This is a genomic window from Agrobacterium sp. 10T429, from assembly GCF_056393925.1.
The window spans coordinates 379939-395586 of sequence record NZ_JBFTGV010000002.1 but is presented as its reverse complement, the minus strand read 5'-3'; the positions used below and the strand labels follow the sequence as shown (position 1 = coordinate 395586).

16 protein-coding genes are annotated in these 15648 nt (G+C 58.8%); 4 read left to right on the top strand and 12 right to left on the bottom strand.

Annotation, left to right across the window (positions count from 1 at the left end; genetic code table 11):
• Positions 1–32: 32 nt before the first annotated feature.
• The 5 genes from gndA to ccoG form a co-directional block, all read right to left on the bottom strand.
• Positions 33–1463: an NADP-dependent phosphogluconate dehydrogenase gene (gene gndA / locus AC1DCP_RS06925; RefSeq protein ID WP_065687357.1), complete on the bottom strand. Its 1431-nt coding sequence runs from the start codon at positions 1461–1463 to the stop codon at positions 33–35.
• A gap of 158 nt (positions 1464–1621) precedes the next feature.
• The gene (gene ccoS, locus AC1DCP_RS06920; protein WP_038491034.1) at positions 1622–1780 is read right to left on the bottom strand and encodes a cbb3-type cytochrome oxidase assembly protein CcoS; all 159 of its coding nucleotides are present in this window, start codon (positions 1778–1780) and stop codon (positions 1622–1624) included.
• On the bottom strand, positions 1777–4068 hold the full coding sequence (locus tag AC1DCP_RS06915) for a cation-translocating P-type ATPase (protein ID WP_081308410.1): 2292 nt from the start codon (positions 4066–4068) through the stop codon (positions 1777–1779). The genes ccoS and AC1DCP_RS06915 overlap by 4 nt, the downstream gene beginning before the upstream one ends.
• Positions 4065–4565, bottom strand: coding sequence for a FixH family protein (locus tag AC1DCP_RS06910; RefSeq protein ID WP_065687355.1), 501 nt, complete (start codon positions 4563–4565; stop codon positions 4065–4067). The genes AC1DCP_RS06915 and AC1DCP_RS06910 overlap by 4 nt, the downstream gene beginning before the upstream one ends.
• Positions 4562–6145 carry a cytochrome c oxidase accessory protein CcoG gene (gene ccoG / locus AC1DCP_RS06905; protein ID WP_065687354.1) on the bottom strand — a complete coding sequence of 528 codons (1584 nt, stop codon included), beginning with the start codon at positions 6143–6145 and terminating at the stop codon, positions 4562–4564. Before ccoG ends, AC1DCP_RS06910 begins: the two co-directional genes overlap by 4 nt.
• A gap of 120 nt (positions 6146–6265) precedes the next feature.
• Between ccoG and AC1DCP_RS06900 the strand changes: the two genes are divergently transcribed.
• Together AC1DCP_RS06900 and AC1DCP_RS06895 are read left to right on the top strand one after the other, a co-directional pair.
• Entirely contained in the window at positions 6266–6670 is a 405-nt protein-coding gene (locus AC1DCP_RS06900; RefSeq protein WP_003515301.1) for an SRPBCC family protein, read from the top strand.
• An 11-nt stretch (positions 6671–6681) separates the two neighbouring features.
• A complete protein-coding gene (locus tag AC1DCP_RS06895) occupies positions 6682–7038 on the top strand; it encodes a VOC family protein (protein WP_003515303.1) in 357 nt (118 codons plus the stop codon).
• A 48-nt stretch (positions 7039–7086) separates the two neighbouring features.
• Here the strand turns inward: AC1DCP_RS06895 and ccoP are convergent, their stop codons facing one another.
• From ccoP to cobU, 5 genes are all read right to left on the bottom strand, one after another.
• The gene (gene ccoP / locus AC1DCP_RS06890; protein WP_065687353.1) at positions 7087–7950 is read right to left on the bottom strand and encodes a cytochrome-c oxidase, cbb3-type subunit III; all 864 of its coding nucleotides are present in this window, start codon (positions 7948–7950) and stop codon (positions 7087–7089) included.
• Positions 7951–7953: 3 nt separating this feature from the next.
• Positions 7954–8106, bottom strand: a complete 153-nt coding sequence (locus AC1DCP_RS06885) for a CcoQ/FixQ family Cbb3-type cytochrome c oxidase assembly chaperone (RefSeq protein ID WP_003502810.1) — start codon at positions 8104–8106, stop codon at positions 7954–7956.
• 12 nt (positions 8107–8118) lie between these two features.
• The gene (gene ccoO, locus AC1DCP_RS06880; protein ID WP_065687352.1) at positions 8119–8850 is read right to left on the bottom strand and encodes a cytochrome-c oxidase, cbb3-type subunit II; all 732 of its coding nucleotides are present in this window, start codon (positions 8848–8850) and stop codon (positions 8119–8121) included.
• Positions 8851–8860: 10 nt separating this feature from the next.
• Positions 8861–10483, bottom strand: a complete 1623-nt coding sequence (gene ccoN / locus AC1DCP_RS06875) for a cytochrome-c oxidase, cbb3-type subunit I (protein WP_065687351.1) — start codon at positions 10481–10483, stop codon at positions 8861–8863.
• A 243-nt stretch (positions 10484–10726) separates the two neighbouring features.
• A complete protein-coding gene (cobU, locus tag AC1DCP_RS06870; protein ID WP_013636175.1) occupies positions 10727–11248 on the bottom strand; it encodes a bifunctional adenosylcobinamide kinase/adenosylcobinamide-phosphate guanylyltransferase in 522 nt (173 codons plus the stop codon).
• Positions 11249–11754: 506 nt separating this feature from the next.
• Here cobU and AC1DCP_RS06865 point away from each other — a divergent pair.
• Together AC1DCP_RS06865 and AC1DCP_RS06860 are read left to right on the top strand one after the other, a co-directional pair.
• Positions 11755–12447, top strand: a complete 693-nt coding sequence (locus AC1DCP_RS06865) for a DUF599 domain-containing protein (protein ID WP_013636176.1) — start codon at positions 11755–11757, stop codon at positions 12445–12447.
• Positions 12448–12516: 69 nt separating this feature from the next.
• On the top strand, positions 12517–13482 hold the full coding sequence (locus tag AC1DCP_RS06860; RefSeq protein ID WP_112152864.1) for a heparan-alpha-glucosaminide N-acetyltransferase: 966 nt from the start codon (positions 12517–12519) through the stop codon (positions 13480–13482).
• A 160-nt stretch (positions 13483–13642) separates the two neighbouring features.
• Here AC1DCP_RS06860 and AC1DCP_RS06855 read toward each other — a convergent pair whose 3' ends face one another.
• Both AC1DCP_RS06855 and mgtE read right to left on the bottom strand, forming a co-directional pair.
• Complete coding sequence (locus AC1DCP_RS06855; protein ID WP_003515319.1) at positions 13643–14029, bottom strand: MerR family transcriptional regulator; 387 nt, start codon at positions 14027–14029, stop codon at positions 13643–13645.
• Positions 14030–14114: 85 nt separating this feature from the next.
• Entirely contained in the window at positions 14115–15542 is a 1428-nt protein-coding gene (mgtE, locus tag AC1DCP_RS06850; protein ID WP_013636179.1) for a magnesium transporter, read from the bottom strand.
• Positions 15543–15648 lie beyond the last annotated feature (106 nt).

Below are 15648 nucleotides of genomic sequence, written 5' to 3'. Positions count from 1 at the left end.
GCGGGCCTTTTGTTGTTTATCGTTATAGCCGATCAGAAAATGTCGGCGCCGCTGCCCCATGGGCCATGCGACTTGTCGACACCGTCGGTGCGTTCGAAGCCATGCGCCCCGAAGAAATCGCGCTGCGCCTGAATAAGGTTCGCGCTGCCGCGGGCGCGACGATAGGCGTCGAAATAACCAAGCGCGGAAGCGAGTGCCGAAACCGGCAGACCGGAGAGAACCGCGTAGGAAACGACACGGCGCAGGGCGGCGTCGGTGTCCTTGACGATGCCGGAGAAGGCAGGCGTCACGATGAGGTTGGCCACATGCGGATCCTTGGTGAAGGCCGAGGTGATCTCATCGAGGAATTCCGAGCGGATGATGCAGCCGGCGCGCCAGATGCGGGCGATCGTCGGCATCGGCAGGTTCCAGTTGAACTCCTTCGATGCGGCCGACATGACGGCAAAGCCCTGTGCGTAAGCACCGACCTTGGCGGCCAGAAGCGCGCTTTCCAGATCAGCGATAAAGGCCTTTTTGTCAGCCGGTGCAGCTGCAACGGTCGGCAGGCCGAAGATCTTCTCGGCAGCTTCGCGCTCGTCCTTCTGCGACGACAGGATACGGGCAGCCACGGCGGCCTCAATGGCAGTTGCGGCGACGCCCATGTTCTGCGCCTCGATAACCGACCACTTGCCTGTGCCCTTCTGGCCGGCCTTGTCGAGGATCAGATCGACCATCGGCTTGCCGGTGATCGGATCGGCAGCGCGCAGAACCTTCTCGGTGATTTCGATCAGGTAGGAGTTGAGACGGCCCTTGTTCCATTCACCGAATACATCGGCAATTTCAGACGCACTCATCTTCAGGCCGTCACGCAGGATGCCGTAGATTTCGGCGATCATCTGCATGTCGGCATATTCGATGCCGTTATGGATCGTCTTGACGAAATGACCGGCACCGTCGTTGCCGAGCCATGCCACGCACGGATCGTCATTATACTTGGCGGAAATGGAGGTCAGAACCTTCTCGACGCGCTTCCAGCTATCTTCGGTACCGCCGACCATGATCGACGGTCCGTGACGCGCACCTTCTTCACCGCCGGAAACGCCCATACCGATAAAGGTCAGACCGCTATCCTTCAGATTGTCGAAACGGCGGATCGTATCGCGGAAATTCGCATTGCCGGCGTCGATCATGATGTCGCCGTTCGAGAGATGCGGCTTCAGGATTTCCATCTGCTGGTCAACCGGATCGCCGGCCTTGATCATGATGATGATCGGGCGCGGAGGACGAATGGCGGCGACGAATTCCTCGATGGTTTCGCAAGGGATCAACTGCCCCTGCAAGTCCCCAGCCTCGGCGTAGAATTTTTTCGTCGCTTCAGGGGTTCGGTTGAATACGGCAATCTTGTTGCCCTTTTCCGCGATGTTCAACGCCAGGTTCGAGCCCATGACGCCGAGACCGATCAAACCGATTTCTGCCTGTTCCACGGATGTGCCTCCATCTTGCTTTTAGGTGGTCGTGTTGTGGCACTGTAATGAACAAACGGCAAGGCTAGGGGCGACTGAAACGATTAAATTTTGATGACGCAAATCAGCTTTGCATATTTGCGACAGGTCGGGGGAAGGTCGTAACCAATGCGCCTCCCCTAGGAAGGTCGTGGCCGGTCGTCGCCATCCTCCAGCGCTCGCCAGGCAGCGCCGTCCATATCCTCATATTGCCCTGATCGCACAGACCAGAGGAAGGCGAAAAGCCCGAGCGCTCCGAGAAACAGGGCGACGGGGATGAGATAGATCAACATGTTCATGCCGGTTGCGCCCCCTCGCCCGCAAATCCGGTCGGCACGCTCTGTTGCGCAGAAACGGCTTCAGCCGTTCCCGCAAGACGCAGCGCATTTGCAACAACGATGAGCGACGATGTCGACATGGCGATGGCCGCGATCATCGGCGTCGCGTAACCGGCAATCGCAATCGGCACGGCAATGACATTGTAGCCGATGGCAAGCGCGAAGTTCTGCCGGATAAGCCGTCCGGCCCGCCGCGATGTCTCGATGGCGACAGGAACGGCATCCAGATTCTCGTGCATGAACACGAAGTCGGCGGCCTGCCGGCCGATATCGGCGGCGGTTGCCGGTGCCATGGAAACATGTGCTGCAGCCAGCGCCGGCGCATCATTGATACCGTCGCCCACCATCAGAACCTTGCGTCCCTCGCCTGCCAGTGCCCCACAGCGCCCCGCCTTGTCTTTCGGCGACAGGTCGGCGTTCCATTTCGCAATGCCCAGACGCTGCGCCATGGCCTTTACGGCCGGGACCCGGTCACCGGACACGATTTCCAGCACCAGTCCTCGCACAGAAAGGCTGCGCAGTGCCTGTACGGCGCCAGGACGCGGATTGTCCTCGAAACCGAAACTCGCCAGATACCCGCCGTCAAGCGAAAGCACCACTTCCGATCGAGCGTCGCCGTTTTCCATTTGCGATTCATCCGGGCAGGCAAAACGGCGGTTGCCGAGCCGGTAGGTTCCCGCCGGCGTGAGAGCCTCAACACCGGAGCCGGGAATTTCACGCACCGCTTCGTAGACCGGTAAAATTCCGCCATAGGCTGCATGCAGGGCTTTGGACAGCGGATGGCGTGAATGGGCGGCAAGGCCAGCCGCAATCGCCATCGTGGCGGGGTTCACATCGCCGGTTTCCACCAGTCGCGGCTTCCCGACCGTCAGGGTGCCTGTCTTGTCGAACAACACGGTGTCGATTTCGGCCAGTCGCTCCATCGCCGAGCCTTCCTTGACCATGATGCCATGCCGAAAGAGCCGGCCTGCCGCCACAACCTGCACCACCGGAACAGCAAGGCCAAGCGCACAGGGGCAGGTGATGATGAGAACCGCAATCGCGATCAGCATCGCCTGCTTCCAGTCACCGCCCAAAACGCCCCAACCGAGAAATGTCATGAGAGCAAGGAGATGTACGACGGGCGAATAATAGCTCGCGGCACGGTCGGCAATCCGCCGATAGCGCGCACGCCCCCCTTCCGCCGCCTCCATCAGCCCGATCACTTCCGACAGAAACGAATCCTTTGCCGATGCGGTCACCCGCGCGGCGAGCGAACCGGTGAGATTGAGCGTGCCTGCCTGAAGCAGATCGCCCGCCTCCACCCGACGCGGCGCGCTTTCGCCGTTGACAATGGACATGTCGAGATCGCTGCTTCCGCTAATGACCATCGCATCCACCGCCACGCGGTCACCGGCAGCAATCGCAATCGTCATACCGGGTAGCACATCGCCAAGCGGGCGATATTCCCGCGTTCCGTCCTCACCGATAACGGTTGCGCCGCGTGGTGAAAGCCGGGCCAGGCCCGCAATGGCCGAGCGCGCCCTGTCACGCATGATATGGTCAAGCGTGCGGCCGATCAGCAGGAAGAACAGCAGCGACACGGTCGCGTCAAACCACGCATGTCCGCCATGATGAATCGTCTCCCATAGCGAGATTGCGTAGGATAGCGTGATGGCGAGCGCAATCGGCACATCCATATTGGTGCGGCCATGCTTCAGCGCATTCCAGGCCGACTGATAGAAGAACCGGCCGCCATAGATCAGCGCCGGCGCGGCAATCATCGCCGAAATCCAGTGGAACATGTCACGCGTCGCGGCATCGGCCCCGGACCAGACGGACACGGATAGAAGCATGATATTGGCGGAAGCAAAGCCGCACAGCGCCACCGCCCTGATCAGTTGCGAGCGCAACACGTCCGAAGCATCCTGTCCGCTCGCGAAAAGATGCGTCCGGTATCCGGTTGCAAGGATTGCGCAGGCAAGTTCGGCGGGATCTGTCCTGATGCCATCGACATCCTCTTTCCAGACAATCGCCACCCGTTTGGAGGACAGGTTCACGCGCGCCTGCTCCACCTGGCGGAGACGGCGCAGCGCCGTTTCGATGGTGGTGATGCAGGCGCCGCAATAAACGCCGGGCACGCTGAGATCTGTCTGGCGCAGCCCCTGCCCCAGATCGCGGCTTGCCAGCATCAGCTCCTCTGATGATGGTGGGTTGACCGGTTCGCCGAGTTGAAGCGACCCTTCCGTTCCCGGTGCACAGCAGCTCATTGACGCCCCCTGATCACCGCGATCCGCGTGCCTTCATGCACGATGATCCTGCCGTCTTTTACGGCGGTGACCTCGACGATCCATTGGCCGGGCAGCATGTCATGCGGGCCGGTGAAGACCCCGGTAGACACCGGGGTCAGCTCCATGTCGAAATTCTGGTGCTCGCCGACCGGCCGGCGAAAACGCGCCGTTACCGTATCCGTATCCACAGGGCCGATATCTGGATGAAACACCTCGTAGCGCACGGTCTTTTCATCCACCACGAGCCTGCCCTTGATGCCGGTCGCGGCCCTTGCCTTGGCGGCCTCGGCCTTGGCGTTGAACTGCTGGCTGGCAACATAGGTATTGGGCACCACCAGCCCGCTCCAGCTGGTGACAGCATTCCAGGCCATCACCATGTTGACTGTGATGACGATACCGAAAAACATCACCATAACACCCAGCATATGCCAGCCGGTGAAAATGAAACCGGACGTCTGGCGATTGGTCGTTGTCATTTTTTCACTCCCGGAGCGTTGAAGACGGCGTCGTAACGGGCCGTCTCATGGCCGCCCGTATCGCTGACGACGAATTCGAAATTTTCAGCAGCCCGCGCGACGTGACTGCCCGGCAGGGTGACGAACACCTTCAGCGTTGTCGCCTCGTCAGGTTCCACCATCACCTCGAAGCTGCGAGAGGCTGCATCCGGCATGCCGTTTATCTTCATCACCGCACTTGGAATGCCCTCTATCGTCAGGCTCATTAGGCGCGGTTGCGGCACCATGTTGAGGATGCGAACGGTATAGCCGTTGCGGATCGAGCCATTCGATTCTAGCACATATTGCGGGTTGCGGTCGTGCAGCACGTTAAGAGCCAGCCGCTCGCGCGTCACCAGAGCCAACAGCAAGCCGATGCCGACTGCACCCCATATTGCCATGTAAAGAAGCGTGCGCGGGCGAAAGACGATGCGCCAGTCGAAATGGCGAATGCTGTTTTTGAACCCGCCGTCCTCGTTGCGCACATTCGCAGGCCGGATTGCGTGCTGGCCGTTGCCGGTCGCAAGCGCCATGTTGGACTGGTATTCGGACAGCGTCGCATAGGCGATCAGCCCGCGTGGCTTACCAATCTTGTCCATCACCCCATCGCAGGCATCGATACAGAGCGCGCAGGTGATACATTCCAGCTGCTGCCCGTCCCTGATGTCGATGCCCATGGGACAGACTGCGACACAAGCATTGCAATCGACGCAATCGCCGACGCTCTCCCCTGTGGCCGCAGCCTTTTTGGCGTGCCTCGTGCGAGGTTCACCGCGCCAGTCATTATAGGTCACGACCAGCGAGTTCTCATCCAGCATCGCCGCCTGAATGCGCGGCCAGGGACACATATAGGTACAGACCTGCTCCCGCATCAGCCCGCCGAAAACATAGGTCGTGGCGGTGAGTATCGCGACGGTCGTATAGGCGATCATCGGTGCCTGCCCCGTCATGAACTCTCTCGCCAGCGTCGGCGCATCGGCAAAATAGAAGATCCATGCCCCGCCGGTCAGAACGCCGATCACCAGCCAGATTGCGTGTTTCATCACCCGCTTGCGCAGCTTGCCGAACGTGAAAGGTGCTGCATCGAGCTTCATGCGGGCATTCCTGTCGCCCTCGATCGCCCGCTCGACGACCAGAAACAGGTCCACCCAGACGGTCTGCGGACAGGTATAACCACACCACGCGCGTCCCACGGCGGAGGTTATGAGAAACAACCCCAGACCCGCCATGACCAGCAATCCCGCGACGAAAAAGAACTCCTGCGGCCAGATTTCGATGAAGAAGAAATAAAAGCGCCGGTTGGCAATATCTATCAGCACCGCCTGGTCGGGCGCATAGGGACCGCGATCCCAGCGCAGAAACGGCGTCAGATAATAAATGCCGAGCGTGACCAGCATAACCAGCCACTTGAACCGCCGGAACCGGCCCTCCGCGCGCTTCGGGAAAATTTTCTTGCGCGCTTCATAAAGGGGTTTACGCGTTTTTGCGGAATTGACAGCTTCCGCCTCCAGCCTTTCGACGGGCTGTTGCGGGCGGTCCTGTCCGACGGGATAGATGTTCATGATTGCAGTCCGTTCTTATCTCCTTGCTTTCTCCCATCTCACCGGCGAAACATCCTTGACTTACATCAAGCGCGGACAAAGTGGCGCAGCCTGCGGCCTTGCATTAACAGGGAGGATGAGATGCCAGTCATGCAGTCAAAAATCATTCATCTGTCGGTGGAAAAACCATGGAGCCATGTCTTTGATTTCGCCTCCGACCCCCAAAACATGCCGCACTGGGCCGCCGGTCTAGCAGGCGGTCTTAAACCAGACGGCGAGGACTGGATCGCCGATGGTGGCCCGTTGGGTGAGGTCCGCGTCAATTTCGCGCCCTTAAACAAATTCGGCGTGATAGACCACGTCGTGACATTACCGGATGGCATGAAGGTGTATAACGCGCTGCGGGTAACACCGAATGGCAGCGGTGCCGAAGTCAGCTTTACCCTGCTTCGCCTGCCGGACATGACGGACGAGGATTTCGAACGGGATGCGGAGACGGTCCGGGTCGATCTGGAGAAACTGAAGTCGCTGCTCGAAACGGATTGAAGGATAAAACGATGACCACGAATACGAATGACCGGCGCATCGACTATGTCGAATTCAACGTCGCCGATATCGAGCGCAGCAAGGAATTTTACGGCGGCGCTTTCGGCTGGTCCTTTAAGGATTACGGCCCGCAATATTGCGAGTTTTCCGACGGCCGGCTGACCGGCGGGTTCACCACCACGGCACCTGTGTCAGCCAAGGGTGGACCGCTTGTCATTCTTTACGCCGCCGATATCGAGAATGCGCACCGGCGTGTCGAGGCAGCCGGTGGGCAGATCAGCGTCGCCATATTCGCCTTTCCCGGCGGACGCCGTTTTCATTTCACCGATCCGGATGGATACGAACTGGCCGTCTGGTCTGATCGCTAAGAAAAAGGGCCGCATCGAGCGGCCCTTTCCATTTGTTGGCTGCGACGTTCACTCGCCACCGCCCAGCGAGTGCACGAAGATCGCAAGCTGCTTGACCGTGGTATCACCAAGCCGTTCACCCCAGGCGGGCATGACCCCGTGTTTTGGCGACCGTATCTGCGCAACGATCCCCTGCTCCCCATTGGCCTTCAGCCAGATCGCGTCGGCCAGGTTGGGCGCTCCGAACTCGCGGTTGCCCTTGGCGTTCTCACCGTGGCACGAGGCGCAATTGTCGGCGAAAATCTGTTTACCGGGTTCTACGAGTGCCGGGTTGGAAGGCGTTCCTGTCAGGCTGACCACATAGGCGGCGACCTCGCGGATTTCCTCGGACTTGAGGATATCGCCGAAGGCCGGCATTTCCGACAGGCGCGTATCGGGATCGTCGGCAAAACGAATGCCGTGCTTTACCGTCGTATAGATATCCTCGACGCTGCCTCCCCACATCCAGTCATCGTCGTTGAGGTTGGGGTATCCCTGCCCGCCTTCCGCACCCGAACCGTGACACTGGATGCAATTGACCTTGAAGGCGGCGGCACCGCCGGAAAGGGCAAATTGCCTTAGCGTCGGATCGGCCTCAATCTCGGCGAGCGAGGAACTGGCGATTCTGTCGGAATAGACGCTCTGCGCCTGTTTGGCGTCCGCCATATCGGCGGCGATCTCGGAACGGCTGCTCCAGCCGAGCAACCCTTGCGTTGCGCCATTGATCAGCGGCCATGCCGGATAGGCGATGGTGTAGCCGATGGCCCAGAGGATCGTGAAGTAGAAGGTCCAGACCCACCAGCGCGGCATCGGATTGTTAAGCTCGCGAATACCGTCCCATTCATGGCCGGTGGTTTCGACGCCGCTGATGTCATCAATGTGTTTTTCGGACATATCCTAGTCCTCCTTAAGCGGAATGCTGGCGGCGTCGTCCGCAGCTTTTTTCGATCCGGGACGAAGGGTGAAAACGACGACGCCGGCGAAGAACAGGGTCATGGCAAGCAGGCCCCAGCTATCGGCGAAGTGGCGCATGGCCGTGTAGGTTTCCATCGTATCGCCTCCTCACCGATATCCGGCGGCATCGTCATAGGTCGAGAAATCGACCAGCGTGCCGAGCATCTGCAGATAGGCAACCAGCGCATCCATTTCGGTAAGCTTGGCTGGATCGCCATCGAAATCGCCGACTTTCGCCTTCGGATAGCGCGCCAGAAGCTCGGTCGTATCGGCGTTCGGATCGGCCTGCGCGTGAAGATCAGCCGCTGATTCCTCGATCATCTCGTCGCTATAGGGCACGCCAACGGCGCGGTTAGCCTTCAGCTCCATCGAGATATCCGTAATCTTCAACGGCGTGGTTTTGAGGAACGCGTAGGACGGCATAATCGACTCCGGCACGACGGAGCGCGGATCGGCCAGATGCTGCACGTGCCACTCATTCGAATAGCGGTCGCCTACGCGTGCGAGGTCCGGCCCCGTGCGCTTGGAACCCCACTGGAACGGGTGGTCGTACATGGATTCCGCTGCCAGGCTATAGTGCCCGTAACGCTCCACCTCGTCGCGGAACGGCCGGATCATCTGGCTGTGGCAGACATAACATCCCTCGCGGATGTAGATGTTGCGCCCGGCCAGTTCGAGCGGCGAGTAGGGCCGCATGCCCTCCACCTTCTCGATGGTGTTTTCGAGATAGAAAAGCGGCGCGATTTCCACGATACCGCCGATTGAGACGACGAGCAGCGAACCGACCAAAAGCAGAGTGGCGTTGCGTTCGATGACGCCGTGTTTGTCGAGTATGGACATCGGCCTCTCCTTATTCAGCGGGCTGCAGCGAAGGTGCGGCGTCATTGCGGACGCCCTCCTCGCGTTGATGACCGAGGATGGTCATCGTGACGTTGTAGGCCATGATCAGCGCGCCACTGAGGAACATCAGGCCACCCAGCGCACGCATCACGTAATAGGGGAACAGCGCTGCGACCGATTCCGCGAAGGAATAGACGAGGAAGCCCTGCGTATCGTATTCGCGCCACATCAAGGCTTGCTGGATGCCGGCCACCCACATCACGGCGGCGTAGATGACAATGCCGATCGTGGCGAGCCAGAAGTGCCAGTTGACCAGTTGCAGGCTGTAGAGACGATCCCTGCCCCACAGTTTCGGTGTCAGATAATAGATGGCACCGAAGGTGATCATGCCGTTCCAGCCGAGAGCGCCGGAATGCACATGGCCGATGGTCCAGTCGGTATAGTGGCTGAGCGAGTTGACGGCCTTGATCGACATCATCGGACCCTCGAAGGTCGCCATGCCGTAGAAGGCCACCGCCATTACCATCATACGCACGATGGGATCGGTGCGGATCTTGTCCCATGCGCCCGAAAGCGTCATCAGGCCGTTGATCATGCCGCCCCAGGACGGCATCCACAGCATGATCGAGAACACCATGCCGAGCGTCTGCGCCCAGTCCGGCAACGCCGTATAGTGCAGATGGTGCGGACCGGCCCAGATATACATGAAGATCAAAGCCCAGAAGTGGATGATCGACAGGCGGTAGGAATAGACCGGGCGGTTCACCTGCTTGGGAATGAAATAATACATCATGCCGAGGAAGCCGGCGGTGAGGAAAAAGCCGACGGCGTTATGGCCGTACCACCATTGCGTCAGCGCATCCTGCACGCCCGAGAAAGCGGAGTAGCTCTTGACGCCGAGGAACGACACCGGAATGGCGAGGTTGTTGACGATATGCAGCATGGCGATCGTCACGATGAAGCTCAGATAGAACCAGTTTGCCACATAGATATGCGGCTCCTTGCGCGTGAGGATCGTGCCGAGAAATGCAAGGAGATAGGCGACCCAGACGATCGTCAGCCAGATATCGACATACCATTCCGGCTCGGCATATTCGCGGCCCTGCGTGATACCAAGCAGATAGCCAGTGGCAGCCATGACGATGAAGAGGTTGTAGCCCCAAAATACGAACCAGCCCAGATTGCCGCCGAACAGGCGCGAGCGACAGGTTCTCTGCACCACGTAAAATGACGTGGCAATCAGCGCATTTCCCCCGAAAGCGAAGATCACCGCGGAGGTGTGCAACGGCCGCATCCGGCCGAAATTGAAATAGGGCGCGATGTTGAGATCGGGAAAGGCAAGCTGAAGCGCCACCACGACCCCGACCAGAAACCCGACCACGCCCCAGAACACGGTAGCGACGACGCCGTATTTCACGACCTCATCGAAATATTCGGATTTCAGCCGGGCGCGCGCGGCCTGATCGACAGGCGCGAAAGAAACACGGCGCAGCAGAAGCACCGTGCTGACCAGAAGCGTAAAGAACAGCACCCACATATGGGCGGCGAAAAGACTGTCGTGAGCGAAAGCAGCCCCGAGCAGCGCGAGAAAAGCCCCAAGGGCCACGATCGCGGTTTCTAACGTGTAATTCATTGTTGGTTTCCCCCAACGTGCAAGCAGACCGACGAAAGGCTTGGCGCGCGCTTTACGAAGCGGAAACGGGCCTTTGCGTCGGTTGGAGCATTGCCACCGGCGTGGGGAAGCCACCTTGATCCAGATCAAGAAAGAGAAGCTGTCGCAGCACCGGCAAAACCGAGCCGGGATTTGGCAATAAAAAGTACATAGAAACTGATAGAACGGACGCCGACGCGCGACACCGGCTTTATAGGGCTTGCGTCAGCCCTTCATTTTCAGCGGCAGCCCGGCTGCGACGAAATAGACTTCATCGACGATGGCCGCGACGCGCTGGTGTAACCTTCCGGCGTGATCGCGGAATTCGCGCGCCATGCGGTTTTCCGGCACAATGCCAAGGCCGACCTCGTTAGAGACGAGAATCAGTTTCGCCTTGGTGGACGCGATTGCCGCTGCCAGCGTGGCGAACGCCGTCTCGATATCGGCGTTCTCCATCATCAGATTGGTGAGCCACAATGTCAGGCAGTCGATCAGGATGACATTGTCCGGCGCATCCAGCCGCACGAGCACGGCAGCGATATCAACGGGCGCCTCGTGTGTCGTCCACTCCTCGCCGCGCCGGGCCTGATGATGGTCGATGCGATCGCGCATCTCGTCATCCCATGCCCGGCCGGTGGCCAGATAATGCAGGCGCCCGTTCGCTTTGCCCGCAAGGTCCTCGGCAAAACGGGACTTGCCGGAGCGCGCGCCGCCTAGAATGAAAACGGAGCGGTTTTTATCTGTCATGAAGAACCTGGAAGAAAAGAATAAGACGGACCGGCATCATTGCGGTTTCGCAAGCCAGAGACAGCCGTACATGAAGGGAACGATTCGTAGAAAAAGGCGTCCCCCGGTTACTCATGCCGGACTGCCGATGATACCGGGTCGGAGACGACAAAACCTGTCCGCACGATGCGGGACATATGACAGCCTTGGCAACTCCGGATGCCGGAAACACCGGTCCTGACAAAAAGCTAGGTGCGAACGGTCATTCTGTCAATCGGCGAGCGGTATCTACGAAAAATCAAGCGGAACCGGTACGCAAAACCTTGACCCGGAACCGGCAGACCTTTCCGTCCGCGACGGGATTGATAAAGCCACTTGGTTACCGGAACGTTAGCAGAAAACGAAATGACGAAGCTGCAACGCGGCGGGAGAATGTTCGCCCATGGAGGCCGCTGCCATTGCCTTGCCATGGCCTTCAAATCAATATGGCCGCGAAGATTCGCAAACAGCAAGGTGACCTGCCCGTGATGACCGTCATGGACTATATCTCGATCGTCGTTTTTATCGTGTTATGGGCCACCTATACCCACCTCACGACGGGAACGACGCTGTTTTCGCGAACCAGCCTCAATCAGGCGATGGCGGAGCGCCGGCGCGACTGGATTTACAATTCTCTCAAACGCGACTTGAAGATGATCGACACGCAGATCATGGCGGGTTTGCAGAATGGTACCGCTTTTTTCGCGTCTACCTCGATCTTTGCCATCGGCGGCTGCTTTGCTCTTCTGGGGGCGACAGATCGGGTCGAAACCGTGTTTCGCGACCTGCCCTTCGTGCAGTATGCCGGGCGCACGGCCTTCGAACTGAAGGTCATGGGGCTAACCTGCCTTTTCGGCTACTCGTTTTTCAAGTTCGGCTGGTCCTACCGCCTGTTCAATTATTGCACGATCCTGTTCGGCGCCATACCCATGGTCCATGATGTCAACGCGGATCGCGACGCTGCCGAGCGTGCCGCTGAAAACGTCATAAAGATGAACATCATCGCTGCTAAGAACTTCAATGATGGGCTGCGGACGATCTTCCTGTCGATCGGTTATCTCGGCTGGTTCATCAGCCCCTATGTCTTCATCGCAAGCACGGTCATCATCATAGTGGCGCTGTTGCGCCGCCAGTTCTTCTCCGAGGCCCGCCGCGCCATCATGGACAGGCCCGGGCCTTGAAATAGCCTTACTTCACGGGCCAAGCCCTTGAGTAGACAACGGCTTCAGACAGCTGAAACAGCGGGAATTATGGAAACAGAAACAGCTGCAATCGACACCCGCCGCAAGGGCCGCATGGGCAGTCTCGATACACTGCGCGGGCTGGCGCTCATCGCCATGGCGTCTTACCACTTCACATGGAATCTGGAGTATTTCGGCTATCTGGAGCCGGGTACGGCAACCACCGGCCTGTGGAAGCTTTATGCGCGCGCCATTGCCAGCTCGTTCCTGTTCCTCGCCGGTTTCAGCCTGTTTCTCGCCCATGGCAAAGCCATAAACTGGCCGTCCTTCGGCAAGCGTTTTGCAATGGTGGCGGGCTCGGCGCTGCTCATCACCATCGCTACCTATGTCGCCTTTCCGGATAGCTTCATCTTTTTCGGAATCCTGCACAACATAGCCGCTGCAAGCCTTGTCGGGCTGCTGTTCCTGCGGGCACCCCCGCTGGTAACGCTGCTTTTCGCGGCTCTTGCCTTTGCGCTGCCGCAATACGTCCAGTCGGATTTTTTCAACAGCAAATGGCTGGCATGGGTCGGTTTCTCCACCATGCCGCCGCGCTCGAACGATTATGTGCCGCTCTTGCCGTGGCTCGCGCCCTTTCTTGCCGGACTTGCGGTTTCGCAATTCGTCACACCGCGCAGCTGGCTGGACCGTTTTCGCAACCCAAGCCCCCCCCGCAATCTGATAGCAACAGCGGGCCGTCACAGCCTTGCCTTTTACCTCATTCATCAGCCGGCGCTGATTGGCCTCGTTTATGCGGTATCACTTGTGGCACCGCCTCCTCCTGTCGACCAAGTGGAGCTTTACAAATCGAGCTGTGAAAAAAGCTGCGTCCAGCAGGCTAACGGCCAGGAATTATGCCAACGTTTCTGCGGCTGCACGCTTGAAAAGCTGCAAGCGGAAAGCCTGTTTGACATCATGATGGAAGGCAAGCTCAGTGCGGAGCAGCAGACGAAGGTCAGCGACGTGGCGCAACAGTGCACGGTTGAGGCGCAGTAAAGAACGACACACGCCCAATCTACGCTCGGCGTCATTCTCGGGCTTGACCCGAGGATCTATCCACGTCGCGTAAAATCAAAAGCATGACGGAGTGAGAGGTTTTTCCTCTCCGCGGGAAATCCAGGGCCATCACGTCAAGCGCGACGGCGGGAAACCTGCATCAGGTCCCTACGCCGATTTCGGCAAGGCGCGTAAGGCAGGCCTCTTCGACATTGTCGAGTTCAGCCAGCGTCTCTTCGATATCCTTGCGCTTTTGCCTGAGATCGGCGCGCTTCTCATCGACCTTCTTCATCAGAAGCACAAGCTGGCCTGATTCGCCCGGCGGCTCCTTGTAGACGTGAATGATCTCGCGAATTTCTGCGATCGTGAAACCGATACGGCGGCCGCGCAGGATTTCCTGAATGAGACGTCGATCCGCAGACCTGAAAAGCCTCGTACGCCCGCGTCGCTCAGGGTGAATGAGGCCCTCATCCTCGTAAAATCGCAAGGTGCGGGTGGAAACACCGAATTCGCGCGTCAGTTCGGTTATGCTATAATACTTGTCCAAGGGCCTATCCGATTCATAACCGGACAATTATTATTTGACCTTCACGTAAAAGTCAATTTTTCCTGCCGCTTTCGCCTGTTCTGGCCTATCCCGAAATACCGTACCACCAGGTAGCGATGCCCAGAAACGAAAAAAAGCCGACAATGTCCGTTACCGCCGTCACGAAGACAGCAGAGGAAACGGCGGGGTCTGCCCCGAACCTGTCGAGAACCAGCGGAATGAGAATGCCTGCCAGCGCCGCCGCCAGCATGTTGAGACACATGGCGGCAGCAATGATTCCACCGATATGGACATCCTGGAACCACACGCCTGCAACGATGCCGATGGCACAGCCGAACAACAACCCGTTCAGGATGCCAACGCCCGCTTCACGCCTGATAATGCGGGCAGCGTTGTGAATATCTAGGCTTTTGGTAGCCAGCGCCCGCACGGACACGGTCATGGTCTGCGATCCGGCATTGCCGCCCATCCCGGCAACCGTCGGCATCAAAATCGCCAGCGCAATGATCTGCTGGATCGTCGCATCGAAAAGGCTGATGACGGAGGCAGACAGAAAGGCAGTAAGGAGGTTGACCGCAAGCCACGGCACACGCGAGCGCGAGGTGCTGGTGATGCTGTCAGACAGTTCTTCGTCGCCCACACCGCCAAGGCGCAGCAAATCTTCTTCGGCTTCTTCCTGAATGACGTCGACCACGTCATCGATGGTGAGCACGCCAACCAGACGGCCGTTATTGTCCACCACGGCGGCGGATAGAAGGTCGTATTGTTCGAAAAGTTGCGCCGCTTCTTCCTGGTCCATTTCGGCCGGAATAGAGTGGTTGGTCTCGTGCATGATCGTTTCGATCTTCACCTGACGCTTAGCGCGCAGCACCTTGTCGAGATCGAGAGCGCCGACTAGCTTGAACGTGGGGTCGATGACGAAGATCTGCGTGAAGGAATCCGGTAACTCCTCCTCCTCACGCAGATAATCAATGGTCTGTCCCACGGTCCAGAACGGCGGCACGGCAACGAATTCCGTCTGCATGCGACGGCCGGCAGAGCTTTCCGGATAATCCAGCGCCCGCATCAGCCGCACCCGTTCGGTGAACGGAAGTTGCGAGAGGATGTCCTCGCGGTCCTCGTCGTCGAGATCCTCGAGAATGTAGACAGCGTCGTCCGAATCCAGCTCGCCAATACCGGCAGCGATCTGCTCGTTGGACATCTGGTCGACGATATCGAGACGGATGCCTTCATCCACCTCGGTCAGCGCCGTCATGTCAAAATCGGAACCCAGCAACCGCACGAGCGCGTGGCGCTGCTCCGGCATGATGGACTCCAGCACGTCGCCGAGTTCAGACTCATGCAGTCGCGCCACATTCTTGCGCAGGAAAAGCAGATCGCGGTCGGCAATCGCTGCCCCCACCATCGCCAGAAAGTCGGAGCGGACAGAGCCGTCCTCGGCGTAGATATCGGAGGGTGCCTCTGTCGGTTTCAACTCTTCGGGCGCGAGAAGATCGTCGTCACGGTCTGTCATCTGGCGTCCCCTTCTTTAAATGCCGCAGTGCACGAATTTGCAGGCAGAATGGCGTTAAAAAGTATATTGTCAACAACCGGATAGGTGAAAAACAACGGGCTTCGGA